Source organism: Dyadobacter psychrophilus, from assembly GCF_900167945.1.
Classification (GTDB): Bacteria; Bacteroidota; Bacteroidia; order Cytophagales; family Spirosomataceae; genus Dyadobacter; species Dyadobacter psychrophilus.
Genome location: NZ_FUZA01000002.1, coordinates 1,225,052 through 1,251,401, shown reverse-complemented (window position 1 = coordinate 1,251,401; position 26,350 = coordinate 1,225,052). Strand labels below are relative to the sequence as shown.

General features: G+C 44.3%; 25 protein-coding genes. 16 read left to right on the top strand and 9 right to left on the bottom strand.

What is annotated here, in order from left to right:
* Nucleotides 1–77: 77 nt before the first annotated feature.
* Complete coding sequence (pyrG, locus tag B5X68_RS12145; RefSeq protein WP_082214938.1) at nt 78–1,742, bottom strand: CTP synthase; 1,665 nt, start codon at nt 1,740–1,742, stop codon at nt 78–80.
* A 282-nt stretch (nt 1,743–2,024) separates the two neighbouring features.
* Here pyrG and B5X68_RS12140 point away from each other — a divergent pair, with 282 nt between their 5' ends.
* Complete coding sequence (locus B5X68_RS12140; protein ID WP_082214937.1) at nt 2,025–2,927, top strand: PIG-L deacetylase family protein; 903 nt, start codon at nt 2,025–2,027, stop codon at nt 2,925–2,927.
* A gap of 130 nt (nt 2,928–3,057) precedes the next feature.
* Here the strand turns inward: B5X68_RS12140 and nspC are convergent, their stop codons facing one another.
* Nucleotides 3,058–4,215 carry a carboxynorspermidine decarboxylase gene (gene nspC / locus B5X68_RS12135; protein WP_082214936.1) on the bottom strand — a complete coding sequence of 386 codons (1,158 nt, stop codon included), beginning with the start codon at nt 4,213–4,215 and terminating at the stop codon, nt 3,058–3,060.
* Between the two features lie 122 nt (nt 4,216–4,337).
* Here nspC and B5X68_RS12130 point away from each other — a divergent pair, with 122 nt between their 5' ends.
* The 3 genes from B5X68_RS12130 (at nt 4,338) to B5X68_RS12120 (ending at nt 6,549) form a co-directional block, all read left to right on the top strand.
* A complete protein-coding gene (locus tag B5X68_RS12130) occupies nt 4,338–4,925 on the top strand; it encodes a 3'-5' exonuclease (RefSeq protein WP_082214935.1) in 588 nt (195 codons plus the stop codon).
* Nucleotides 4,922–5,803, top strand: coding sequence for a bestrophin family protein (locus B5X68_RS12125; RefSeq protein ID WP_082214934.1), 882 nt, complete (start codon nt 4,922–4,924; stop codon nt 5,801–5,803). Before B5X68_RS12130 ends, B5X68_RS12125 begins: the two co-directional genes overlap by 4 nt.
* 329 nt (nt 5,804–6,132) lie before the next feature.
* Complete coding sequence (locus B5X68_RS12120; RefSeq protein WP_082214933.1) at nt 6,133–6,549, top strand: hypothetical protein; 417 nt, start codon at nt 6,133–6,135, stop codon at nt 6,547–6,549.
* A gap of 86 nt (nt 6,550–6,635) precedes the next feature.
* Here B5X68_RS12120 and B5X68_RS12115 read toward each other — a convergent pair whose 3' ends face one another.
* The 3 genes from B5X68_RS12115 to B5X68_RS12105 all read right to left on the bottom strand — a co-directional run bounded on the left by B5X68_RS12115 (nt 6,636) and on the right by B5X68_RS12105 (nt 9,673).
* On the bottom strand, nt 6,636–7,256 hold the full coding sequence (locus B5X68_RS12115) for a DUF6134 family protein (protein WP_082214932.1): 621 nt from the start codon (nt 7,254–7,256) through the stop codon (nt 6,636–6,638).
* 197 nt (nt 7,257–7,453) lie between these two features.
* Entirely contained in the window at nt 7,454–8,092 is a 639-nt protein-coding gene (locus B5X68_RS12110) for a hypothetical protein (RefSeq protein WP_082214931.1), read from the bottom strand.
* A gap of 72 nt (nt 8,093–8,164) precedes the next feature.
* A complete protein-coding gene (locus tag B5X68_RS12105) occupies nt 8,165–9,673 on the bottom strand; it encodes a serine hydrolase domain-containing protein (protein ID WP_082214930.1) in 1,509 nt (502 codons plus the stop codon).
* Nucleotides 9,674–9,981: 308 nt separating this feature from the next.
* Between B5X68_RS12105 and B5X68_RS12100 the strand changes: the two genes are divergently transcribed.
* Nucleotides 9,982–11,145, top strand: a complete 1,164-nt coding sequence (locus B5X68_RS12100; RefSeq protein WP_082214929.1) for an MFS transporter — start codon at nt 9,982–9,984, stop codon at nt 11,143–11,145.
* Between the two features lie 79 nt (nt 11,146–11,224).
* Nucleotides 11,225–12,226, top strand: a complete 1,002-nt coding sequence (locus tag B5X68_RS12095) for an alpha/beta fold hydrolase (protein WP_082214928.1) — start codon at nt 11,225–11,227, stop codon at nt 12,224–12,226.
* A gap of 44 nt (nt 12,227–12,270) precedes the next feature.
* On the opposite strand, the gene B5X68_RS12090 is transcribed toward B5X68_RS12095, so the two are convergent.
* Nucleotides 12,271–13,191, bottom strand: coding sequence for a sugar phosphate isomerase/epimerase family protein (locus tag B5X68_RS12090; protein WP_082214927.1), 921 nt, complete (start codon nt 13,189–13,191; stop codon nt 12,271–12,273).
* Between the two features lie 192 nt (nt 13,192–13,383).
* On the opposite strand from B5X68_RS12090, the gene B5X68_RS12085 reads away from it, so the two are divergent.
* The 10 genes from B5X68_RS12085 to B5X68_RS12040 all read left to right on the top strand — a co-directional run bounded on the left by B5X68_RS12085 (nt 13,384) and on the right by B5X68_RS12040 (nt 22,407).
* Nucleotides 13,384–14,076, top strand: a complete 693-nt coding sequence (locus B5X68_RS12085) for a hypothetical protein (protein WP_082214926.1) — start codon at nt 13,384–13,386, stop codon at nt 14,074–14,076.
* Between the two features lie 19 nt (nt 14,077–14,095).
* Entirely contained in the window at nt 14,096–15,109 is a 1,014-nt protein-coding gene (locus B5X68_RS12080; protein ID WP_082214925.1) for a hypothetical protein, read from the top strand.
* 48 nt (nt 15,110–15,157) lie between these two features.
* Entirely contained in the window at nt 15,158–16,177 is a 1,020-nt protein-coding gene (locus B5X68_RS12075; protein ID WP_082214924.1) for a Ppx/GppA phosphatase family protein, read from the top strand.
* A gap of 226 nt (nt 16,178–16,403) precedes the next feature.
* A complete protein-coding gene (locus B5X68_RS12070; protein ID WP_082214923.1) occupies nt 16,404–17,066 on the top strand; it encodes a hypothetical protein in 663 nt (220 codons plus the stop codon).
* A 214-nt stretch (nt 17,067–17,280) separates the two neighbouring features.
* Nucleotides 17,281–18,777, top strand: coding sequence for an HsdM family class I SAM-dependent methyltransferase (locus B5X68_RS12065; protein WP_082214922.1), 1,497 nt, complete (start codon nt 17,281–17,283; stop codon nt 18,775–18,777).
* 98 nt (nt 18,778–18,875) lie between these two features.
* Nucleotides 18,876–19,463 carry a TetR/AcrR family transcriptional regulator gene (locus B5X68_RS12060; protein ID WP_082214921.1) on the top strand — a complete coding sequence of 196 codons (588 nt, stop codon included), beginning with the start codon at nt 18,876–18,878 and terminating at the stop codon, nt 19,461–19,463.
* Nucleotides 19,464–19,497: 34 nt separating this feature from the next.
* Nucleotides 19,498–19,737: a hypothetical protein gene (locus tag B5X68_RS12055; protein ID WP_082214920.1), complete on the top strand. Its 240-nt coding sequence runs from the start codon at nt 19,498–19,500 to the stop codon at nt 19,735–19,737.
* Between the two features lie 16 nt (nt 19,738–19,753).
* Complete coding sequence (locus tag B5X68_RS12050; RefSeq protein ID WP_082214919.1) at nt 19,754–21,016, top strand: MFS transporter; 1,263 nt, start codon at nt 19,754–19,756, stop codon at nt 21,014–21,016.
* 319 nt (nt 21,017–21,335) lie between these two features.
* Nucleotides 21,336–22,100 (top strand): ParA family protein, encoded by a 765-nt coding sequence (locus B5X68_RS12045; RefSeq protein WP_082214918.1) that lies wholly within the window; start codon nt 21,336–21,338, stop codon nt 22,098–22,100.
* 4 nt (nt 22,101–22,104) lie between these two features.
* Nucleotides 22,105–22,407, top strand: a complete 303-nt coding sequence (locus B5X68_RS12040) for a hypothetical protein (protein ID WP_082214917.1) — start codon at nt 22,105–22,107, stop codon at nt 22,405–22,407.
* Between the two features lie 74 nt (nt 22,408–22,481).
* On the opposite strand, the gene B5X68_RS12035 is transcribed toward B5X68_RS12040, so the two are convergent.
* The 3 genes from B5X68_RS12035 to B5X68_RS12025 form a co-directional block, all read right to left on the bottom strand.
* Nucleotides 22,482–24,296, bottom strand: a complete 1,815-nt coding sequence (locus tag B5X68_RS12035) for a M64 family metallopeptidase (RefSeq protein WP_082214916.1) — start codon at nt 24,294–24,296, stop codon at nt 22,482–22,484.
* Nucleotides 24,297–24,758 (bottom strand): hypothetical protein, encoded by a 462-nt coding sequence (locus tag B5X68_RS12030; protein ID WP_141110273.1) that lies wholly within the window; start codon nt 24,756–24,758, stop codon nt 24,297–24,299.
* 75 nt (nt 24,759–24,833) lie between these two features.
* A complete protein-coding gene (locus B5X68_RS12025; RefSeq protein ID WP_082214914.1) occupies nt 24,834–26,348 on the bottom strand; it encodes a DUF1501 domain-containing protein in 1,515 nt (504 codons plus the stop codon).
* Between the last annotated feature and the right edge of the window lie 2 nt (nt 26,349–26,350).

Here is a 26,350-nt window from a genome sequence, read left to right as displayed (position 1 = left end):
TTAAAATTATTGAAATAGTTTACCCGTTACGGGACGGCAAAGGTAATAAGTTTTTTCCTTATCGGCCTTTTTTGTGATCAGTGGATTGAGGTGTTCAATGAATCAACGGATCTCTTTTCGAGCGAATAAGCGAGTGCTGCACTCACGAAGTTCACAAAAATCGGGTGCGGGTTCATCACTGTGCTTTTCAGCTCCGGGTGGAACTGCACGCCAATGTAGAATGGGTGCCCCGGAAGCTCCACCATCTCAACCAGATTGTTGTCGGGATTGATCCCTGTCGCGATCAGCCCTTTTTCTTCAAAATCTTTGAGATATTTGTTGTTGAACTCGTAACGGTGACGATGGCGCTCGCTGATGTTGGTTTTTCCATAGATCCGGCTTGCCAGGGAATCCTTTTTGATCTTGCAAGGATACGCACCCAAACGCATGGTCCCTCCTTTGTTGGAAACGTCCTTCTGATCTTTCATCAAATGGATCACGGGATGATCGGTGTTCACGTCCATTTCCACGGAGTGCGCGCCACCCCAGCCGATCACGTTTCTTGCATACTCGATAACGGCCATTTGCATGCCCAAACAAATCCCGAAGAAAGGAATGTTGTTTTCACGCACATACTGGATCGCGGCGATCTTTCCTTCAATCCCTCTTTCACCAAAACCAGGTGCTACCAGCACGCCGTCCAGGTTTTCCAGTTTTTCAACAGCATTTTCGGCGGTAAGACTTTCGGAATGGATCCATTCAATGTTCACCTTGCATTCATTCGCAGCGCCGGCATGAATGAATGATTCAACGATCGACTTGTAAGCATCATGTAATTCCACATATTTCCCTACCAATCCAATGCGGATGGAATCAACCGGATTTTTGTAGCGTGACAAGAATGTTTTCCAGGAATCCAGGTCAACGTCTTTATCATTGTAAATATCGAGCATATAAAGCGCACGCTGGTCGAGCCTTTCTTTCAGCATGAGCAAAGGCACGGCGTAAATGGTGTCCGCGTCCATTGCCTCAATAACCGAATTCACCTGAACATTACAGAAAAGCGCGATTTTTTTACGGATGTCGTAAGGAAGCGGATGCTCCGTGCGGCAAACGAGAATGTCCGGCTGAATCCCTGATTCCTGCAACATTCTCACTGAGTGTTGTGTCGGTTTCGTTTTCAACTCTCCCGCTGAATTAAGATAAGGGATCAATGTCAAATGGATCACGAGTGTATCGTGCTCTTCCATTTCAAACTTAACCTGACGTACTGCTTCCAGGAACGGAAGCGACTCAATGTCCCCTACACAGCCGCCGATTTCCGTAATGACAATATCGTAATCGCCGGTTTGGCCGAGGAGAAGCATGTTCCTTTTGAGCTCATCCGTAATGTGCGGAACCACCTGGACTGTTTTCCCAAGAAAATCGCCCCGACGTTCGGCTGTGATGACATTATGGTAAATGCGGCCCGTGGTAACATTGTTTGCCTGGGAGGTGCGAACATTAAGAAAACGCTCATAATGCCCAAGATCAAGATCCGTTTCTGCACCGTCGTCCGTTACATAGCACTCACCGTGCTCGTAAGGATTCATTGTACCCGGGTCAATATTTAGGTATGGATCAAATTTTTGAATCGTAACAGAAAGCCCTCGGGCTTGCAGTAGTTTTGCTAATGAAGAGGCAATGATTCCTTTGCCAAGTGAAGATGTTACACCGCCCGTAACGAAAATGTACTTCGCGGTCTTTCGTGCTTTGGAAGCCATAAGACGTTGCTTTTTTTCTATGATTACGGGATACAAAGATACAGGAATATTAGAAGAATCTTAATGGGGGCTTTTTAAATATTACCGCAGAATCATTAAAGACTTGTTACTCTGGACGGTTAGCCAGCGTAAATTTTTCCCGTCCCAGTTTCTCCAAATCCGCTTTTTGCTCTTCCTGCTGACGGATATTGACTTCAAAAGATGCGCAAAGTTTTTTATAAAAAAAACTACAAATTTTAATTCCTATTTTGCATCATTCCCAACCTAAATCAATTTAACCATATGAGAAAAATTTTATTTCTGCCTATCCTGGTGATGTGGCAATCGCACGTCTTTTCCCAAAACGCAGCAGAAACTCCCAAAACACCACTGAAAATTATAGTCTTTGGCGCCCATCCGGACGATTGTGACCTGGGAGCGGGCGGCGTGGCATCCATTTACTCGTCTATGGGCCATAAGGTCAAATTTGTTTCCCTTACCAATGGCGACGCAGGGCATCAGGATATTGGAGGCGGCGAACTGGCCAAACGCAGACTGAACGAGACCAAAGAGGTTGCAAAACGACTGGGCATTGAATACGACGTTCTGGATAACCATGACGGTGAGCTTTTTCCCACTTTGGAAAACAGACTGGCAGTAATTCGTAAAATCCGCGAATGGAACGCGGATGTTGTCATCGCACCCCGTACAAACGATTATCACCCCGATCACCGTAATACAGGCGTGGTCGTTCAGGACGCATCTTACCTTGTGATCGTGCCCAATATTCTTAGCAGTGTGCCTCCATTGGTTAAAAATCCTGTTTTTCTGTATTTCAGAGACCGTTTCCAACGGCCTAACCCTTTCCGTCCCGACATTGCCATAGATATCACAGCCGCCATTACTAAAAAAGTTGACGCGTTGGATGCGCATGTCTCCCAATTTTACGAGTGGCTGCCATGGACAAGCCAGGATCTTGCTAATGTTCCCAAGGGTCTTGAAGAGCGAAAAAATTGGCTGATGGCAGCGACTGAAAAGCGCTCTTCTATCACACCGGAGATTAAGGTGACTGTGGAAAAATGGTATGGAAAAGAACAGGCGGAGAAGATCAAATTCGTCGAAGTCTTCGAAATTACAGAATACGGAAAACAACCATCCCCGGAAGAAATAAGAAGGTTATTCCCGATGCTTCCAAAAGAAAATTAGCGCCTTTGAACCACAAATTAATTCGCAATTCTTAATAGAAATAAAGCCTCGTTCAGATCGTATTATATAACGATTTTCTGAACGAGGCTTCTTACTTTTTGTCTTATTAATGCCAAAAGTGACGTGTTTACTACGATAACCTGTCCTTGAAACTTTCGTACCCGAAAGATTTGATCAAGTTAAAATCCCTGTCACTTCCAATCATACCAATGGAAGGTAAGTTAACACCGTTAAATGTTGTGGTCTTTACCATTGTGTAGTGGATCATGTCCTCAAATATGATTTTATCTCCAGCGGCCAACGGTTTATCAAATGAATAGTCACCTATAAAGTCTCCGGCAAGGCAAGTCATTCCGCCCATTCTATAAGTTGGTTTTCCCACCACGGCTTCCATGCTCGCACCTGTGATGGCGGGCTTGTAAGGCATCTCCAAAGTGTCGGGCATATGGGCAGCGAAGGAGGTGTCAAGGATCGCCACATCAATGCCTTGGCTGTCCATCACGTCCAACACTGTCGTCACCAGAACACCTGTTCTCCAGGCTATGGCTGAACCTGGTTCCAGTATCACATCCAGATCATATTTGGCTTTGATATTACTAACTAATTTTTTTAGCTTTTCGATATCATAACCTTCCCGTGTCATCAAATGTCCACCGCCCATGTTTAACCACCTGGCCTGATGCAACAAATCTCCAAAGCGGGATTCCAGCGCTTCCAATGTCCGCTCCAGCGTGTCTGAGCCGTTCTCGCAAAGGGTGTGAAAATGAATGCCGTCTATTCCTTCGGGAAGTGTGTCCGGCATTTTGTCCCGTGTGATTCCCAGTCGTGATCCCGGAACACATGGATTATACATATCAGTCGCCACTTCGGAATATTGCGGGTTTACCCGAATGCCGCATGAAAGTGCGTGCGCAGGGTTGGCTGACTTGAATGCTTCCACCCTATCCTTAAATCTTTCCCACTGGCTCAGCGAGTTGAAAGTAATGTGGCTGCTGCGCTCCATGATCTCGGTAAATTCGCTGTCCAGGTAGGCTGGCATATACGTGTGCGCCTGGTAACCCATAAAATCATTGATCAATTTCACCTCATTCAGCGAACTTGCTGTTGCCCCGCTGAGATATTCCTTCACGATCGGGAAAGCGCTGAACATGGAAAATCCTTTCAGCGCCAGGATGATCTTACAGCCTGCCGCCTGTTGCACCGAATCTATCAATGCCAGGTTCTTACGCAGGAGCGTTTCGTCCAGAACAAAACAAGGAGACGGTATTTCGTTGTAATCGATGGGCATTTTATATAAATGAATAATGAATGGATCAGCTAAAATGTAATGTTTCTCTAATTTTGTACACAAAAGTATAAGTTTGAGTTTCAAAACGGGTCCTATTTTCTGTTACCAATCAAAACCATTGCATGGCATTCCTCGTGTTAGACATTGAAATGACAGGCCCGGAGCCGGGCTGGAATGAAATCATCCAGATTGGCGCGGAGTTTTTTGACGACAACTGGCGTTCTCTGGGCACCTATTTGCAGAATGTTTATCCTGAAAATGAGGAAGCATTTTCTGTAAAATCTGAGGAAGTGCATGGCTTGTCTATGGCCGATCTGGAAGATGCACCCATGATCTACGACGTTTTGCCAGAGTTTGAAAAATGGTTGAAAAAGCTGAATGCCGGAAAGCCCAACCTTACCAATGTCATCATCTGCGGTCAGAGTGTCATTAATGACATCAATTTCCTGCGCTATGCCTACCGGAATGAGAAAATGAAATGGGGATTCTCCAATAAGCTGATCGACTTGCATACGGTTTCTTACCTGTTCTTTCAAATTTTGGAAAAGAACGGCAAGAATGTTCCCCGCTCTTTAAGCCTTGGCTCGGTAGCCACTTATTTTGGCTTTGAACGGGAGGAAGAAACCCATAATGCGCTGGAAGATGCTCGTTTGACGGCCAAATGCCTCAAAGAATTCTTTAAACTAATTGACAATGTTAAACTCAAATGATAGATTACAATCCTAAAGAGTGGTTTCGGTACATCTTTTATTTTCAAAAAGGAGACACAGTCCGGAAACTTACCCCGCTGATTTTAACGATAGCAGTCTACTCGACCGCCGTCGCTTATCTATTGCTGATACATTTCAAGTTGAAGGAGAACACCGACTTGAAAAACATTTCCCTGATGCACTCGCTGCTGGGTTTTGTCATTTCAATGTTATTGGTTTTCAGGACAAATACGGCTTACGACCGCTGGTGGGAAGGCAGGAAACAATGGGGCTCACTTATGAACAGCAGCCGCAACCTGGCATTAAAATTAGATGCGCTTTTAGGAAAGGATCATGAATCGGAGCGTCAGTTTTTTATGAAAATGATCCCTAATTATGCATTTGCACTCAAAAACCATTTAAGAAGCGGTTACCGGCCTGCTGAGTTTGAAGATTCCGACCTGTACCCAAAAACGACACTGAATGTGCACGAGCATATTCCTAACCAGATTGCCGCTGCCATCTTTAGTAAAGTGATCGACCTTCAAAAAAGCGGTGTTTTACTACCTGAACACATCATCCTGCTAAATCACGAACTTGAATCTTTTACTAACATTTGCGGGGCCTGCGAACGGATAAAAAACACGCCTATTCCGTTGTCTTACAGCTCGTTCATCAAAAAATTCATTTTCATTTACTGCCTTACGCTGCCGATCGGATATGTGTTCAGTTTGCATTTCCTGGTAGTTCCGTTCGTCATGTTTGTGTTTTACATTCTGGCGAGCCTTGAAGTAATCGCAGAAGAGATCGAAGATCCGTTTGGCGAAGACAGCAACGACCTTCCCATGGAGCGGATCTGCCATGGCATTCAAACTTCCGCGCGCGCATTGCTCCGATAATGTGGAATTGGAGCAGATATTAGGAAGAAATTAGAAACACTTAAGAAATTGATTAAAATTTAATTTTTTTTCAACAAATCTTTGACTCGTGTTTTAATCCTGTTTTTCCCACATAATCATTTTTTTCAGAAGTATGCGTTTTATGACAAACCTAATCTTGTCTTACTAACTAAATTTCGGCCTTTAACCCGTCATTTTTAATCGTAAAATCGCTTACTGAGCATTTTTACTTCTAAAACGAGCGGTTAGTGCGCTACAAAAAAAGTTTTTAAATTCATGCAATCCTGATACAACGGGAGGTTTTAGTATTCGGTTAAACGACTAATATCATGAATAAATCAATTTTTTTAGTAGCTATATTTTTGTTTGCAGGCCTGGTAACATTTAATGCACAAGCTCAGTCCATTGTTGACCCTGGCGTTTCGGTTCACAATTATAAACATCCAAACAAAGCTGCGAAGGCCAAAGCTAAGCGCGGTAACGACGCCGTTGTGTATAATTTGAACACAATCGAAACTTACAGTAAGCACCAGCGCAGCCGTTACGTGAGCAATACGCCAAAGTATGCGCCACGTCCGGCAACATTGGTTATCACCAAGAGATACACGCCTGAAGGTGTTGATATCAACCCGCTGATTTCTCCGAGGAATTATAAAACGCCGACGAACACAGCAAGCAGCAAAAATACGCAAGTGGCTGATTATTATAACACTTCCGACAGCTCGGCCTATCCGACTGTCGATTAATAATTCCTAGGCCCAACAGAAAAGCCGGTCAATGTTGACCGGCTTTTTGTTTGACTGCTATCTTGTCTTTTAAAGCTTCCTCTTATTTACAAACCGGAAACCTGCTTATTCTCATTTAGTACGATCCTCAGCTTAAAACCTGCCAGATCAGTTTTAACTTCCCGGCAAAGGCCGTTTTTATAAGAATATATCCCTTGTTTGCCGTCTGGCAGTGTTACGCCGTACTTCCCTTCGGATAGCTTTTTCACACTGCACATTTTACCATAACGTTCAGAATAAACTTCGCTGATGTTAATTGGCTCCTTATAATAAAGGCCTGTAATTGTTTCGCTGATCGGGGTATTGAAGGAGAGCTTCGGCTTGTCTTCACCGTCCTCGCCGGAAAACAAAACCTCGTACGAACTTTTCGCGGCGCTCTTTGTCAGCGTTTTTTCCTTCAAGTCGCCGTTCACATGGTGCGCACAAGTTGCGGAAACCAGTTTTCCGTCCGAGTAATTGGCCTGAGTGGAGTATTTACCCTTATAAAACATGACCTTGAAATCAGACTCTATGCGGTGCTGCTCTGAGTTATCCTTGCCGATATCATCAAAAACCTTTAAAGATCCGATGGTGCGGCCTGCAACAATCACATCATAAACATTTTGCGCCCTGGCAAGTGAAGCTGAGATAAATAATATACCGAAAACCAAATACCCTGAAACCCTCATCTTTTGTCTGTTTGCTGTAGGAATAGCGTGTAGCTTATATAACTCTAAACTATCATACCTATTGCCTTCCTTAAAGATAATCAGCATTCTGACACGCTTAGCAGCCGTTCGCTAATATTTAATAACGGGTAAAATGGGGACTGATTGAAGCATAGTTACCCAATGTCAGGAAATCTGCACTTTGAGGCTGCCCATTGCTAGAACTTGCCAAACTTGAATGTAACATTATAGGTAATGTTGCTCAAATCGGAATCCGTAAGATCATTTCCTTTGGCTCCAAACGCCTGGCGATACGAAACACCCGGACTGAAACGCATCCATTTCAGAAGGTTAAATTCCACCTGCACGCCCGGCTCCATTAGAAAGAAGAATTTCGGGTCCTGATCGTCATGATCGTCCCATTCAAAATCCCAGTCATCCATGTCATGACGGTCGTATTGAAGCGTGAAGCCGGTGCCGGTTAGCAAATTGAAATTAAAATGAACCCATTTGGTTGAAGCCACAACATATTCCGTCATCAAACCGATCTGGCCATACTGGTAAGTCATCTTTCTGCCTGGAAAAACCTCACTCTCAGCTGGAACCGGAATGTAGTTTGTTGTTGCCGCAGCACCAATTCCAAGCATAAAGCGCTGATTTATAAACCATCCACCGTAGATGCCGGGCATATTGGCGTAGCTTCCGTTTATTTTTGTAAACTTATTTGAAATCGCAGCATAGCCTCCTGAACGGTGAATGCCGGAGCTTTTAAAAATTGTTTCGTTTTCCTGCGCCAGAATGTTAGGAGCGGAAAGGGCCACTAAACAGATGGTTAGTAAGAGTATGTTTTTCATCATGATCTGATTTTGTTTCCTCTCAGACAATCCAGAAAAACAACTCCCCTATTTCAACATTAAATTTCTTACAGATTATTTGGCTGGCGAAAAATCGAGCTGCTGGATTAAAGCTGGATTTTCAGGTGATAATGTGAAGAAAACCCGGATATTCCCGTTGGGGCAATTCAGCAAAAAGCTGCCCCTCAATTGGTTTTCAGCCTTGATTTCCGTTGATCCTGTTACATTACCCGTTTGCGCAATGATGGCGTCCAACTCCTGCTTTCGGTGGCTTACTGATCTGTCCGGAAAGAAATTCTCTGCAAATATTCCGCTTTGCTCCGCTCCTTCCCAATGTGGCAAAAGTTTTAGCAACGATGCTTTTCTTTCTTTCAATACGGCCGATACTTCTACCGGAAGCGGTTTTAGTCCTGCTAATGTAATAATTGTATCAAGTACCGCGGTGTTAATGGTGGCCATTCCAGCGTACGTGCGATTGGCGTGCGCGAGGATTCCGATGCCGTATTCGGGTAAGATTTGCCATTGGCTGCCGAATCCAGGCAGGCCGCCTGTGTGCCCGATGCCCGTGCGCCCTTCACAATCGCGGCTCCAACGTAGGCCGTACCCGTAAGCAGAAGTCATTGCACAGGGGCGTCCACTCGGATATTTATATTGTGCATTTAAACTGTTGAAATTCCACGGCATCTGCATTTCCCGAACATCGCTTCTCAAAATGGGACCCGTTTCGGGATTATTACCAGCAGGCCATGCCGACAAGTGAAATGCCACATATTTGCTAAAATCATCAATGGAAGTGATCAATCCGCCCATTGCGCCGTAAGTTCCGTCGTGTTCAAGTTCCTCTTCCTTCCAAATTTCATCTTCAAACCGGTAACCATGTGCTAAAAGATCTTTCGGTGCTTTCGAGTATTCCCAAATCGTGCTGCTCATCCCCAATGGTTTGAAAATGACTTCATCAATATATTGCTGATAAGGCTTACCCGAGACATTGCTAATGATCTTGCCCAACATAGCGAAACCCAGATTGCTATATTCATAAGTAACGCCCGGCACATTTGAGAAAGAAATTCCTTTTTTAATCAACTCAATCAGCTGCTCATCTTTTGTATCCAACTGCCGGTCGCCCCATGGATTATCCTCCGGAAACCCTGCCTGATGGGTTAATAAGTGCCTGATGGTTATAGCCGGCGCGTCCGTTGTTAATGCGGGCATATCCTTCAATTCGGGAATGTATAAATAAGCCGGATCGTCCAGTTTCAGTCTTCCCTCTTTCCGTAAAGACAAAATCCCCATTGCTGTCACGCTTTTGGACATGGAAGCAATTCTAAATAACGAGCCCGGCGATGCCTTCGTTTCGGTCGCGATCTCCGAAAAGCCGGTCGCGCCTGACATAATGAGCTGGCCATCCGCCACAATGCCGAATGCTAAGGAAGGAAAATGGTTTTTCTCAGCATATTCATTGTACATTTTTTCGACAACAGGCAAGGTCGCCTTAATTCTGGCGGCACGGTCGGCCGTGCTTTCCTGCGCGAAGCTGCTTGTTAGAAGGATTAAACTGAGGAGTGAAGTAAATGCAAATTTCATTTATCCAATGATTTTTATGATGGCTGAAAGGTGAATTTACAAAATGCATTACGCTATTTTAAAAAAGCATTGTTCAAAAATCCTATTTCTTACTTTTGTACAACACATACTTTTTAATATTATTTAAAAAGTACAACAACTGTGAATTTAAATCACTTGTAAACCGTTATTTTTGCATCAGGAAGTATTTAACAAAAAAGTCCGTCTTTGTTTTGCACTACCCGAAAAAATTAGCATCTTAAAAAAGTTATAACAAATAAACACGAATTGCTAGTCGTACACACATTCACCACAAAATTTTCGCTCCTATGAATTATTCAATTTTTGCCCCCTCCGACTCCCGAAAGTATTTGCGCCTGGCGGTAGCTGCTTTCTTCTTTGTACAGGGACTTAGCTTTGCTGCATGGGCAAGTCGCATTCCCGATATCAAGAATATGCTGCACCTGACCGAAGGCGGTTTGGGGACTGTTCTTTTAGCACTTCCAATTGGTTTAATGGCCAGCTTACCCATCTCGGGCTGGATGGTGACACATTACGGAAGTAAAAAAATGGTTTTGATCGGCGCCATCCTATATGCCGTCACATTATCATTCATTGGTTTCGTTACAAGGACCGAACATCTGGTGATCGCGCTCTTCGCATTCGGACTTTGGGGAAACCTGACCAACATTGCGGTCAATACACAAGCTGTTGCCGTTGAGCAAGTCTACGGAAAATCCATAATGGCCTCGTTTCACGGCTTATGGAGTTTAGCGGGATTTGTGAGCGCCATGATCGGTTCTTTTTTCATTTCGGTTCATATCCCTCCTCATATTCATTTCAGCGTCATTGCGCTGGCAGCATTCATCATTATTTTCACCGCGTACAAGCACACAATGCCTGATAGTGAGAAAAACGAAGGCGAAGCGCAGCCCATGTTTGTAAAGCCAGACCGCGATTTGCTGATGCTGGGTTTGATCGGATTCTGTGCAATGGTCTGCGAAGGCGCTATGTTCGACTGGAGCGGCGTTTATTTCCAGGAAGCAGTGCACGTGCCGGCATCATTGACCACACTTGGTTACGTGGCTTTTATGGGCACCATGACAGGCGGACGTTTTGCCGGCGACTGGCTTGCTAACCGCATCGGAAGAAAGAAAATGTTGCAGATCAGCGGCTCGCTAATGGGCTTGGGACTTGCTATTGCGGTGTTGTTCCCTTTCCTGGTTCCCGCAACCTTTGGATTCTTATTAGTTGGATTTGGAGTTTCATCGGTTGTTCCACTGGTTTACAGCGCAGCGGGAAAATCAACCACCATGTCAGCGGGAATGGCATTAGCCGCGGTTTCATCTATCAGTTTCATAGGCTTCCTGATCGGACCGCCATTGATCGGAATCGTAGCACAGTTTGCTGATTTGAGATGGTCATTTGGCATCGTTGGCATACTTGCTTCACTCACCGCATTTCTGTCTGCGAAAGCTAAATTGATTCAATAAGACATCGCTGGTACATTATTTTCAGTTGTAAAAAGGATAATCGTGAGGTTATCCTTTTTTACATTTAAAGCATTTTCAAATGAAAAACTTCCTACTCGCGCTTCTCCTTGCTATCTTATCTGTGTCCCACCTTCAAGCACAAAAGGACTCATTACGCAACCTGGATATCAATCTCGAAAATTATGATTATCCGTTTCCCGTTTCATTTTTGGAGTTTGAATCACAGGGCGAGCCGCTGAGAATGGCCTATATGGACATTAAGCCTGCCAAAGCAAATGGCAAAAGCATTATGCTGCTGCACGGCAAGAATTTCAATGGCGCTTATTGGGAACAGACTGCCAAAGCACTCTCGGACAAGGGTTATCGTGTCATCATTCCGGATCAAATCGGATTTGGAAAATCCTCCAAGCCCGCTCATTTCCAATATTCTTTTCATGAGCTGGCTGCTAATACCAAAAGGGTTTTGGATGAGCTAAAAATTACTAAAATAATCGTCCTGGGACATTCTATGGGCGGTATGGTAGCGACCAGGTTTGCAGTCATGTATCCCGAAACGGTGGAGAAATTTATTCTCGAAAACCCGATCGGACTGGAAGATTACAAGCTAAAAGTTCCTTATCAATCTGTTGATAAATGGTATCAAAGCGAGCTGAAAAGCGATGCGAATTCCATTAAAAATTATCAGCTAACCAGCTATTATGATGGAAAATGGAAGCCGGAATACAGTCGTTGGGTAAACTTGCTTGCGGGCTGGACATTGAATAAGGATTATCCCAGAATCGCCTGGAACTCAGCATTGACCTATGATATGATTTACACACAGCCGGTTTGCTATGATTTTGATAAAATAAAGGCGCCAACATTGCTCATTATAGGGCAGCGCGACCGCAGCGCAGTTGGCAAAAATCTTGCGCCGGAAGATGTGAGAAAAACGCTCGGCAATTATCCTGAATTGGGGAAGATTACTAAATCAAAAATTAAGAACAGTCAACTGGTCGAGTTGGATAACATTGGCCATTTGCCGCATATCGAGGACTTTGATCGCTTTATTCGGCCGCTTTTGAAGTTTTTAGCAATGTAAAATCTGCCTGATAATAAGCAGATTTTACATTGCTATCAGGATTTTTAGCCAAGAAACTGCCGCAGATAATTCCTGCTTGTCAGAATTGCGCTTTGCACATCAGTAATGCTTCCTTCGTACGCCTTATCTTCCACTTCGATCACCACCGGACCGCGGTAGCGCACGTCTGTTAATGCTGCGAAGAATGCCCGCCAGTTTACGTCTCCCAAGCCGGGCAGCTTCGGAGAATGATATTCCAGCGGGTTCGCCATAATGCCCACCCTATCCAGTTTGTCCTTGTAAATTTTGGCGTCCTTCAAATGAATGTGATGCAGACGATCTTTATAATCGTATATCGGCTTCGTTTCACTCATCATTTGCCAGATCATATGGGACGGATCGTAATTGAGACCAAAAATGGGGCTTGGAATGATCTCAAACATCCGATCCCAAACAGCAGGACTGATCGCCAGGTTTTTACCGCCCGGCCATTCATCGTCCGTGAAGAACATCGGGCAGTTTTCAATCCCAACTTTCACATTCTCCTCCTCAGCAACTTTTATTATGGAAGGCCAGACATCTGCAAATTTGGCCAAATTCTCCTTAATGCTCTTCGCCGGATTACGCCCGATAAATGTTGTCACAACCGGAATGTTCAGCTTCGCCGCTCCGCGGATCACCTGCTTAATGTGTTCGATATAATATCCGGAACGCTCCTCGTCCGGGTCCAGCGGATTAGGATAATAACCCAGCGCCGAGATTGTAACATTTGCTTCCTTCAATGTGTGCTTGATAACCGAAATGCGCTCCGGCGTCAGGTTGTTCACGTCAATGTGCGTAACGCCCGCGTATCTCCTGCTATCCGCATTATCCGAAGGCCAGCACATCATTTCTACACAAGAAAATCCATGATTACCTGCGAACTGGACCACATGTTCGAAGCCAAAATCGCCCAGAATGGCGCTATTAAAACCTAGTTTAAGCATAAGGATTTAGTTTTTGAGGCAAACTTCACTAAAAAACCGGCGGCATTCAAGATTCATTCACAATTCTATCCAAATTTTCCGCGGCTTCATCAATTCAGGGCACCATTGGTAATTATCGTACGGTACGAAATCCTTTTAATTTTAGTAATATTGACCTAATAAAATCAATGAATCTTAACACTTTAGACGCATATGGCAGATTCAGAACCGGGTATTGGAAAGAGGATACTCAGCTTTTTTATCAAGGAGGGCGAGGAACCGATCAGGCCGGCACAAGCGGGTGCTACGCCAGTCGCTCATGCAGCATCGGAAGCTACGAAACCAGTCATCGCGAACACCGCCCCGAACGCTGCGGGCACTGGCAACATCGATAAGAAATTCACAGAACATTTCGTGAGCCTGCTCGAAAAAGCCAACCTGCCGGGACCTGATTACTTCGAATACAAGCAGGCGCTGCAAAGCATGGAAGGCCTCGGCTTAGGAGAAGAAAAACAGTTCCAGGCGGCGTGGGCCAGTTTCAAAGCCATGGGCGGCGTGAAGGAAACGACTGTTTTGAACACGTCGGCTAATCAGTATCTTGGAATTTTGGATAAGGACCGTGCATCATTTTTGAAAGACGTCGAAAAGGCGATCAAAGATCGTGTCGGGGCTTTACAGGATGAAGAAAAACGGCTGGAAGATTCTAATAAGGCCATCACCCAGCAAATTGCCGACCTTCAAAAAAAAGTGGACGAGAACAGAAACCGCCTCGGACAGATTTCAGGAGAAGTTGCAGAACAAAGTGCGAAGATCAATGCAAACAAGGATAGTTTCGAAATCACTTACCTGAGTTTCGTGGATCAGATCAAATCGGATTTAAATAAAATCAATCAATATCTTAAATAACCTAACATTTCGATCAACAATGGCTACACCAGATTTTACACAAATCGGAGGCTCGCAGGAAGATGCGTCAAAGCGATCTTACTGGAGTAAACCCGAAGGAATAACCTCACTCCTTTTTCTTGGAGGAGCCGGGGCCATAACCCTTTATTATTGGAATAAAATCGCAGCTTTCCTGATAGAAGTGACCAAAAACACACTCTATCTGGGCTTTTTAATGGCTGTGCTCGCGCTGCTTATCTTTTTGTTTACCAGCAAAGATGTAAGGACAGCGGTTTTCTTCCTGTTCAAAACACTGATGCGCAACATTACGGGCCTCATTATCAAACTCGACCCGATTGCGATCATGAAAATCTACATTGATGACCTGAAAGAGAAAAGGGAGAAAATGCAAGGTCAGATCAATACGCTGGCGGGCCAGCTTGTGAAACTGAACAAGAACATTAACGAGAACAATGAGCAGATCAAGCAGAAATTTGCGGAAGCAAACAAAGCGAGCACCATGCTGGATCGTCCGGGAATGAAAGAAACGGCTTCATTGGCAACCATCGAAGGAGCCGGTTTGCAGGAAATGAATGAGAAGCTATTTCCGCTTCAACGCAATATGAAAACGGTGCTGGAATTCATGGAAAAAGTGAACAAAAGCGCCGATTACATTATTAAGGAGACTGAAATCAAGGTCAAACTCAAAGAAGCCGAATATAGAATTGTAAAGGAAAGCTCCAATGCTCTACGCACTGCGATCAGCATTTTTAAAGGAAATCCCGACAAAAAGTTCTATTTCGACGAGTCGATGGAATACATTCAGGACGATATGAGCCAGAAATTGGGCGAGATGAAACGTGCGATGGACTTGTCATTAGACTTTATCAACGGGGTGGATGTTCAAAATGGTTTGCTTTCGGATAAGGGACAAGCCATGCTTGAGGCGTATAATTCCGGGCAGTTCAAACTCATCCAGCTCGATAATCCGCAGCCTGTGAACCGTTCGGTAGAAACTCCGAAAGATTCCAGTTACAAAGGATTGCTGGATTAAAATTCTTCCTTATTTCGATTTACATTATTCATTTTACACCAAATATCAATGAAAAGACTAACAGTTGCAGGTAGGTTAATTATAACCGCCATCATTCTAGGGGCCATATTTTTAGGTTATAAATATCTTGGTGGAGAAAAAGCCCTGAACCAGATGGCTGAGGATCGGGCAGAAAGTCCGCAGACGGAAGCGAGTAACACCGATCCCGATATGCCATCCACAGAAACGCCGGCAGAAAATTCGGAAGCGACTAACACAGAAGTTTCAACATTCAGCTATACGCCGCCAGCGCCGGTGGACGGTAAATTGCGCGGTGTTGTTGAACTTGGTGCAAGCGGATTTAACTCATTTATCATCAAAGTTGACAAAGAAAAACGCTGGTCTCTTGAAAAATCCGAATTCGGGAATAGCCTGGTAACGGAGAATATGGCAACCGATGAAGATGTAAGAATTGGGCTAAAAAAGTACATCGGAGGCATGCTGGATTACGGCGTTGGCAGCAAAGACATTCACTTTGTTGTAAGTTCCGGTGCTGCTAAGGCAGATGTCACCTTGAAAATTACGCGCGTTTTGAAGTCATTGGGATATGTTGTAAATCAGGTTACTGCTGAGCAGGAAGGCCAGCTGGCATTGAAATCGGTGTTACCTGCTGACTATGCGGACAAAGCGTTTGTGGTTGACATTGGTTCTGGAAACACCAAAATATCCTGGATCGAGAATGGGAAAGTTTCAGCAATTGAGTCCTACGGCGCCAAATATTTCCAAGATGGCACAGATGATTCCAAAGTTTATCAGGAAGTGAGTACGAAGGCAAAACAAATTCCTGAGGACCTGAGAAAAACCTGCTTCATCATTGGCGGTGTTCCTTTTGAAATGGCCAAAGAAGTGCGCAAAGGCAAAGAGCGTTACACAACATTGAGCGCGCCTTTGGCTTACTCAAAATTGACAAATGCTAAATCAAAGGCAGGCGTTAACATTTATAAAGCAGTGACAGACGCAACTGGCTGCCAGCAATTTGTGTTCGACTGGGATGCCAACTTCACAATCGGTTTCTTGTTAGGATTATGAGTTGACAGAAGTTGAGCCACTTTTTGGAGGAGGGGAAATTTACAAATGTAAAATTCCCCTCCTCTTTTATTATCTTTCCCTTTTATTGCAAAATACACATGACACCATCCCAACTCTTCAACTCCATGTGGTTTGTGAACCGAATCCGCTTAGTAACATGGACTTACGTTCCGTTTAGCGCCCTTTTATTTGGTTTTGTACTCACTTTACTAGCGATTAGATTTGCATGGAGCAAACTGTTTTGACCAAGGGCTCGTATATTCAAATCTCGATCGGTGAAAATCAACGGATTTTTGCACGCGAGCTGGTTGAGCATTCGCTTCGTCATCATCACGTTGCCAATATTTGGGACAAGCAGAACGACAAACTTTCGCAAACGAGAATGATGCGTTTTACCGGAAGTTTGGGCGAAGTCATCTTTGCAGACTGCTATCATTTACCCCGACCGACGAAATCCTTTGGTGCAACGGATGGTCAGGATTGGGGACAGGACTTTTTGATCAAATCCGAAGAGCATTCATTTTCAGTCGATATCAAATCCATGAAGCGCCGAACAGGCCTGTTGGGCTCCGATTATGTTTTGAACATTCCATCTTCTCAACTACATAAAGCCAATTCCAAAACTTCACATTACTTCTGCATTTCCTTCCATCAATGTCCCACCGAAGGCACCGTCGCCTCCCTGCTCGGCTTCATTGATAAGGTCGCATTAGAAATAGGAGAAATCGGAACCCTCTACAAGAGTGGCACAAAGCGTACGCGCTCTGACGGAACCACATTCACGTTTTATGAGAACACCTATGAAGTTTTCTTTCGGGATATTGATCCGCCGGTTGTGACGAATTATATCAAGCGGCTGCCAGGGTTTCGTATTTGTGCGTTGAAATAGATGAAACTGTCCTTATCTTTGGATTTCAAATCTTACACACATTTATGGCTATAAAACCTACAAAAAACACAAGAGTCCCATCTTTAAAAGAGCAAAAAGCTTCCTTGGTCTTCAATCTGATGGGATCCGCAAAAAATGGTCCGCTACGAAACATGACTGACGTAGAAATTAAAGATATGAGAGTCAAGGTGCGCTATGGCCTATAATTTAATTAATGGCTTCACAAACACGCACTTACGAGAAGAAAAAGCTACTTGGCCAGGTTTATACTCCCTTTCCTATTGTTGATAAAATTCTGCAAGATTCCGGTCTTTATAATGTTGATCTAACAAATAAAAAAATCCTGGATCCGGCCTGTGGCGATGGCCGATTTCTGGTTCCTATTGTTGAACACATTATAAAATCAACTGACAACGAGCAGCTTATTATTGTTTTAAGCCAAATTTATGGCTGGGACGTTGATCGCAATGCGCTCGAAATTTGCCGGAAGAATTTGGACGCCTTAGTTGAACCGTTAGGCATAAGTATTAGGTGGAATCTCAAACTTTGCGATGCGCTGAAACAGGTTGAAAAGCGTTTAAAATTTGATTTTATAGTTGGTAATCCTCCCTATATTCGCATTCAGCATCTTCCAATAAAGCAGAGAACATTCATTCAATCCCATTATCATTTTTGTAAAAAAGGCTCTACGGATGCTTATATAGCGTTTTTCGAGCTGGCTTCGAAGTTGCTTTCGCCGGACGGAATTTGCGGATTTATAACGCCTAATGGCTTCCTGACTTCCGAGACAGGCAAGCCGCTCCGCTCCTACTTTCAGCAGAATGGCAACTTGAAGCAAATTACCAATTATGGCTCTGTGCCGGTTTTTGGCAATACCGCAACTTACTCTGCAATCACGATTTTTGGAAATGGAAAACAAGAGAATTCAGAGCAAGAGAATTTCACGTTTGAGCAATGTGAAAACACTGATTTACAGTATCAAAACCGTCAGATCCACTTCTCTGAACTCCCGGAATTGAAACCCTGGCAGCTGTCAGTATCCGCTTATGAGCATATTAAGGGGCATAGGCTTGGCGATATCTGTCAGATTTCGGTGGGCGTAACCACCTTAGCTGATGCTTATTACCTCTTTTCCATCATTAGCGAAGATGAAGATATTGTTTATGCCAAGAGCAAGAATGGTTTATTTGTTCATCTTGAAAAAGGCATTCTAAAACCCATCATTAAGGCTTCCAAGTTGAAGTCCTCAACAGATCCGGTAACGGAATATATTTTGTTTCCTTACCAAAAAGATGCTGCTGGAAAACAGCGGATTATTCCAGAAGACATCCTCCAAAACCATTTTCCACAAACTTTTTCCTATTTACTTAAAGTAAAACCCGCGCTCGATCGTCGTGATAATGGGAAGCCTAATGCGGTTGCGTGGTATGCTTTCGGCCGTGCGCAGGGATTGGACAGTACATTTGGGAAAAAGATCGTGTTTTCTCCTATGAACCGGGCACCAAATTTTGTGCTTTACGACAACCCTGATGTTACCGTTTACTCAGGATATTTTATAAAATATGATGGTAATTATGATGCGCTGCTGGCCCAATTAAACTCTCCGCGAATGGCCGGGTTTATTGCTGTCGCCGGCCGGGATTTTCAGGGAGGCTATAAGGGCTATAATAAAAAAATCATTGAAAATTTTATCGTAACGTTACCTGCATAGCCTGAGAGACTGATTTTGTTACAAATAATTTAATCCTGAAAATCGATAAATAAACGAACGTTCATTTATATTTGTGACTAACTTTTATTGGTTATGCATTGAGAACCAGGGACATTAACAAAGAAACCGTCATTCGGGAAAAAGCCATTCGAATGATCGTCGAGCACGGATTTGAAGGCTTAAGCATGCATAAGCTTGCGAAAGCGGCTGGCGTCTCGGTTGCAACGATATATATTTATTTCAGAGACCGCGAAGACCTGATCCAGCAACTGTATGCGGAGGAAATGCAAAAAATGGTGGAAGCAACATTGCGTGATTTTAACCCCGAATCGCATTTTGATGAAGGCTTGAAAGTGCAGTGGCTTAACCGGATGAATTATTGCTTTGAAAACCCTTACAGCATGTTTTTTACAGAGCAAGTGAAGCATTCACCCTTGTTTGACCGCTCCAATATTGACACCCGGTTCCTCCATGCAATGCATTTATTTGTGCACCGTGCCATTGAAAGAAATGAAATTATTCCGTTGCCGGTTGAAATTTACTGGTCAATTGCATTTGCCCCGCTTTACCAACTGGTGAAATTTCACATAGCAAAATCAAGCATGCCGGGACGACCTCCATTTATTTTGGATGAAGAAAAGATAAATCTGACATTAAGCTTGGTTATCAAAGCTTTAAAACCTTAACTACAAGGTTTCTTGCCGCCTTAAATTAGCTGATATGAAAAATAATCCTGATGGACAAGAGTTTATACTGGTCTTCCGCACCAACATAAACCGCAAAAAAGATGTTAAGTCCCTGTCTCCGGTGCTTAATGGCTGCTCGGAAATTATCAAATGGAATATTGATTTATCGGACTGCGACAACGTTCTGCGGATTGAAGCAACGCATCCTGATCATGAACCCGTGATCCATTTGGTGAAAAAAGCGGGCTACACTTGCGAAGAATTAACAGACTAAAACCAAACAAAAATCTATGTCAGAAACTCCAAAGAGCACATTTTCCGGATATGAAAAATTTATCATAGCCATTCTTGCCACATTACAATTTACCATTGTTCTCGATTTCATGGTCCTTTCGCCGTTGGGCTATATCTTGCTCGACAAGCTCGATATCACCACAAGCCAGTTTGGGTTCGTTGTATCCGCTTACGCATTCAGTGCCGGGGCTGCGGGCTTGCTTACCGCCGGATTTGCGGATAAGTTTGATCGCAAAAAAATGCTCCTGTTCTTCTATACGGGGTTCATGATAGGCACTTTTCTTTGCGGCATCGCTCCTACTTATCATTTTCTGCTCATGGCGCGTATTTTCACGGGACTTTTCGGAGGCGTGATCGGTTCCATCAGCTTTGCGATCATTACAGATTTGTTCCCGATCAACATGCGCGGACGTGTAATGGGTTTTGTGCAGATGGCCTTTGCAAGCAGTCAGGTTTTAGGAATTCCGATCGGCCTTTACCTTGCCAAAGAGTTCAGCTGGCATGCACCGTTTTTGATGATCGTCGGGTTAAGTGTAATTGTAGGGCTGCTTATTGTAACCTACATGAAACCGATCAATGCGCATTTAAAAATCCAAACGCAACGCAATGCATTTCAACATTTGGGAAAAACATTATCCCGGCCAGAATATCTTCAGGGTTTTGCAGCGACTACATTACTGGCTACCGGAGGTTTCATGTTAATGCCTTTCGGAACGGCTTATGGCGTTAACAACCTCGGTATTCATGAAGCCCAACTTCCTACATTATATATGATCACCGGAATTTGTATGTTGGTGTTTAGTCCGTTTATCGGGAAGCTTAGCGACAAGATTGGGAAATACAAAGTTTTCCTGGCGGGCTCGGCAATCACCTGCATTATGACACTCATCTATTGCAATCTGGGTGTGACGCCGCTTTGGATCATCATTGTTTTGAATGTACTGCTTTTCGTTGGCATCACCGGCAGAATGATATCTGCATCCGCGCTTATGACAGCCGTTCCCGAACCGCAGGACCGCGGCGCATTTATGGGAATCAACTCCTCGATCCAGCAAATTGCCGGAGGACTTGCAGCACTTTTGGCAGGGTTTATCGTCTCCGAAACCAGCACCGGATTTATCGAACATTATCCGACATTAGGAAATGTGGTTGTCGCCGCAGTGATCATAACCGCATTTTTAATGTATAGGATTCATAAATATGTTACTGCAAAATTGCTCGCAACCCCGGCAGAAGCTGTGGTGAAGCCCACGATTTAAGGAATAAGCACTATTAGCAATAAGCCACATCCCCTGTCAGCCTGAGCGGAGTCGGAGGCGCGTTACCAAGGAGTAGCGCGCCTTCGACTCCGCTCAGGCTGACAAGGCTTGTAACGTTGTGGTATTAAGTATGTTAAATAAAAACAAAAAATAAATTCATTTAATACTTATTATTCTTTTAAAAAGATCGATACATTTACAAAGCAAAAAACTTTTGAGACTTTCTATTTATAAGGATTAGGGATAAAATTATTTTATGTTTATTTACATATCAGACTTGAAATAAACTATTATCTTTTTATACTTATAATACTTTTAAATGAAAATCATTAGTATTGTCAACAACAAAGGCGGTGTGGGAAAGACCACTTCGGCTCAAAGTATTGCTGCCGGTCTCAGCAAATTTGCCAATGCAAGAGTGTTGGTAATTGATCTGGATGCGCAGGCTAGTCTTACCAAAAGTTTCGGCATTCAACACGCCGGACTTAAAAAAGACAGCGGCTCGTTTATCACCGGCGAATATGAATTTGATGAGATCGTCAGGCGCGTTGGGGATATTGATGTGTTGCCGGGATCGGCAGAACTGATACACCGTGAAGACACGATCAAGGCGGCTCCTATCTTCCCTTTCAACCTGAAAATTGCGTTGGAAAAAGTAAAGGACCGCTACGATTTTGTGATTATCGACTGTCCGCCTGCTTTATATGGAAACACGCGGTTGGCCTTAGTTTCATGCCACCAGTATTATGTTCCGTTGCAGGCTGAGTTTTTGAGTTACGAAGGTCTTCGCAATTTTTTGGTGTATTCTGCCGAGATCAAGAAAATTAGTCCGAGTACAAACCTGGGCGGTGTTTTTGCAACAAGATACAACCCGAAGATAAGAAAGAAGATCAGCCATGAACTGATCAGCGCTACCAAAGAACAATTGGGCGATGTATTCATGGCGTCCTATATCCGAGACAATGTCGCGCTTTCCGAAGCGCAGGCAAACGGAACAACGATATTTGATTACGCGCCCAGCAGCAATGGCGCCGAAGACTATTATAAACTGACAAGAGAAATTTTAGAACGAATCAATAACTGACACAATGGCTAAGGAAAGGAAATTTGAGTTTGCGCCGCTTCCGCTGGTTGCTGACATTCAGGAGGAGCTTGAAAACAACAAACCTAACGAGGTGGCCGACGGAGCGCCTACGAAAGTAACTTTTGATTGTGATTACATTTTAATGGAAAACATGAAAGATTACGGTTACTGGGAAGGTCTCACGCAAAAGGACATCATTCTCGAATCCCTGAAACTCTATTTCCAAGATAAAGAAATTCGCCCAAGACCAGATAAGATCCGGAACCGCACGAAAGTAGGACGCAAGCCGAAATCTGTTAGTGAATAGCAAGCACTTGTGCTTGTCACATTGAGCGTACCGGGCCGCCGGGCGGTACGCTCAATGTGACAAGGATTTAAGCCTCACTCAATCAGCAACTTTCCGGTGACTTCCTTACCACCATTGCTGAACCGATACAAATACAGTCCCGCGGTTTTGTGAAGATCCATTTCAATATGCTGCTCAAAGTCTTTATTCAGCACTTTTTTGCCGGTGATATCAAACAATGTAAAAATTGACTTCCCGGTAAGTTTCGTTGTCACTTTCACGAAGCCTTTTGCGGGATTAGGCGAAACCTGCACCAGCGCGCTGGACGGATTCTCGACAGCCAGAATCGGATCCACTTTAACTTCCGTTGTGGCCGTGTCTGAACAACCATTTAAATCAACAACCCTTACTTCATAAGTGCCAGCATTCGCCACGGTTGCATTTTCAATCAGTGAAACCTGCACTTGCGATAAGTAATCATTTGGCCCTGTCCAAAAATATTGCGAACCGCCGCTGGCCGCAATCTCAATGGTCGCCTTCTCAAAATACGGCCCTGTATTCGTAGCGGTCGCCTCCGGCTGTTCAAAAACAATGATCTGGGTTTTTAACGTTGAGTCAGGCAGTCCGGCAGTTTTGCATGTTGCGGAATAAGTGGTAGTTTCTTTTGGGCCAACATTAACCGACAAACCGCTTTCTCCCGTTGACCAGCTTACATTTCCCTTGCAACCCGACGCACTGATCACACTAAATTCACCGGGACAAATGCCCGAATCGGACACTTTTAATCTGAAAACCTGCGGCGCATTACTTTTGGCCAATGTCCACTGAATGTTCTTGGTCCGCTGTTCTTCCCTGTCTTCCCGTCTGCTCAAAAGCGTTGAATCAAAAACAGAAGCGATTAGTTCGCCGGTGTTTCCCTGCATATCAGCCTCAGACAAGCTGATTTCACTTCCAGTTTTTATCAATTTCCCATCCAGCAGCCATTCTACTTTCAAGCTGTTTGGCTCTGGTTCGACGAGTTCAAGCTTGAATGTTTGGGGCTCTCCTTCCAGTACAATTTCCTTCGTGATTTCCGGAAATGCCCGCTCTATCGGATTTACAACTTGCAGGATCCGCTCGGCTGTTGCTTCCTTGCACACTGCACAGAACGGGCGATCAAGATATTCCATCAGGCAATTGGCATGTGTTGGCTTAAACCACTTTGCAGCATCTCCGTCCCCATGCGGGTATATGCCAATGTTGGTTTCATTAAGCCAGTTTTTCCATTTCACATTAGCCGGATCATTTATAGCGGTCATATTCGCGGCTTCCCAGCCGTATTGCGGCCCCGCCCAGTATTCGTCATTCAAAAACGAAAACGTATGTCCAATTTCATGCACCCCGATGGTGTTGGCAGTTGAATGCAATGTATGAACCGCAATTCCGCCGCCGGAGCCACCGTAAAAAGGCGTATTAACCAGCATTACCACCAGATCAGCCACCGGGAAATTATAAGCCAGCACATCGGTTAATCTCTGATAATTCTGTACAACCACCAGCCGGTGAATGTACTCGCCAAAACTGGCGCCATAATAAGTGTCTTTTTTACCAACAGGCTGGTCGGGATAAGCGTCGGGCGCATTTCCGGGATTGGTCACGCCACTTTCCTTGGAAGGCGTAGCAATGGAGAAAAAGTTGAAATAGTTGCGATAAACATTATAGGGCGCATAGTCAAGGAAGAAATCGGCAAATTTTCTTGCCTCTTCGGTAAATCTGGGAAGCTCGGCCTGCGTGAAACCATCTCCCAAAATAACAACATTGACCCGGTTATCGATCGAACCATGCTTATAAATGGTATCAACCTTGAAACTCTGAGAAAAGCAATTGGAATAAGAGATTAAAAGAAGTGCGAGGGTAAAAATTCTGGCCATCTATTTTAGGTTTAGTGTGTAAATTTTAACATCTCCCTTTTCCGGCGTAAGGCTGCGTAATTCAATTTTTTCCAACCCGATATCTTTTTGAATGCGGACAGAAAGAATGCCTTCCTTCGCATGCAAATCCTGCTTGCTAAGCTTCCCATCCTGGCTTGCAACCTCAACAGATTTATAAAGCGGATGCTCAAAAATCATTGGAATTTCCATGTGACTAATGGAATAGCGCTGAATCACGCTTATCTGGTAAGGACTATGAACCGGCGCCGCCATATTTTTCAGCTTTCCGCTTCCTGAAACCGCATTGACCAGCTCAACCGTCTCCGTTTTTCCATCTCGCTTAATGATCTTGAAATCCAGGAACAAAATCTGGTTAGCAGCATTCGGATCGTAATTTCTCACATTTTGAACACTGAGCGTCGACTCAGAAGTCTTACAACCCAACAGCTGTGCAGCGATCATAATTAGAAAAAAGCTCAGTTTATTCATCATTATTGCTGACACAAATTCCCCGAAAACGGTTGCATCCAACATTCGTTAAGTCAGAATGCTCTTTACAACATTGCCGTGCACATCCGTCAGCCTGAACCTTCTTCCCTGGAATTTATAAGTCAGTTGCTCATGATCAACGCCCATCAAGTGCATTAATGTTGCCTGAAAATCGTGCACATGCACCGGATCTTTGACAATGTTGTAACTAAAATCATCTGTTTCACCAAAGCTGATTCCCGGCTTTACTCCCGCCCCGGCCATCCACATAGTGAAACATCGCGGATGATGATCGCGGCCATAATCATCTGCGGTGAGCTTGCCTTGTGAATAAACTGTCCGGCCAAATTCGCCTCCCCAAACCACAAGCGTGTCGTCCAAAAGCCCTCTGCGTTTCAAATCCATAATCAATGCAGCCGTGGCCTGATCTGTATTTTTACATTGATGTGCAATGCCTTTTGGTAGTCCGCCGTGGTTATCCCAACCCTGATGATAGAGCTGTACAAACTTCACGTCTTTCTCCAAAAGTTTACGTGCCAGAATGCAGTTGGCCGCATAAGTCCCGGAATCGCGGCTGTCGGGACCATACAGCTCAAAAACTTCGTCGGGTTCGTCAGCCGTATCCATTACTTCGGGCACGGACGTTTGCATACGAAAGGCCATTTCATATTGCGCAATGCGCGCATCCACTTCGGGATCGCCATAAGGCTCATTCTGAAGTTGATTCAATTTTGCCAGATAATCCAGCATTTCCTTCCTGTCCGCGCCGTCGTATCCTTCTGGATTATTCAAAAAAAGCACCGGATCTTTCCCAGACCTGAACTGAACGCCCTGATGTTTGGACGGCAAAAAGCCATTTCCCCAAAGTCTGGCATATAAGGGCTGGTCTTTCGAACCGTTTTTGGAAACCAAAACAATGAACGAGGGCAAATTCTGATTGTCGGTTCCAAGACCATAACTAACCCAGGAACCAATCGATGGCCTGCCGGGCAACTGGTTGCCTGTTTGGAAGAATGTGATCGCCGGATCATGGTTAATCGCCTCAGAATAAATCGATTTGATCATGCATAGCTCATCCACGACCTTGGCCGTGTAAGGCATTAATTCGCTCACCCACGTCCCGCTTTTTCCGTGCTGGTTAAAACCGTAAATCGATGGAACCACCGGCAGCGAACTCTGGTTTGCGCTCATGCCCGTCAATCGCTGGCCCTTACGAACCGAATCCGGCAGGTTCTGTCCCGCCATATTAACGAGTTTAGGCTTGTAATCGAAAGTTTCAAACTGTGAGGGACCGCCCGCCATGAAAAGGTAAACCACTCTTTTCGCTTTGGGAGCAATGTGCGGCAATGCTTTCAAAACTTTTTCTTCCAAAGTCGAAGCGCCTTCCGGTGGTGTAGCTGCACCGGAACCAAAAAGTTTTTGCGCGCCAAACAATGACCCCATAGCCAATGCACCAAGCCCAAGTGAGGTTTTAACCAGGAAATTCCGCCTTTCCAGCTTTTTATTTAGTATGTCAAATTCAGGGCTGTTGATCCTGAAAGGTTCTTCATGATGATTTTCCATGG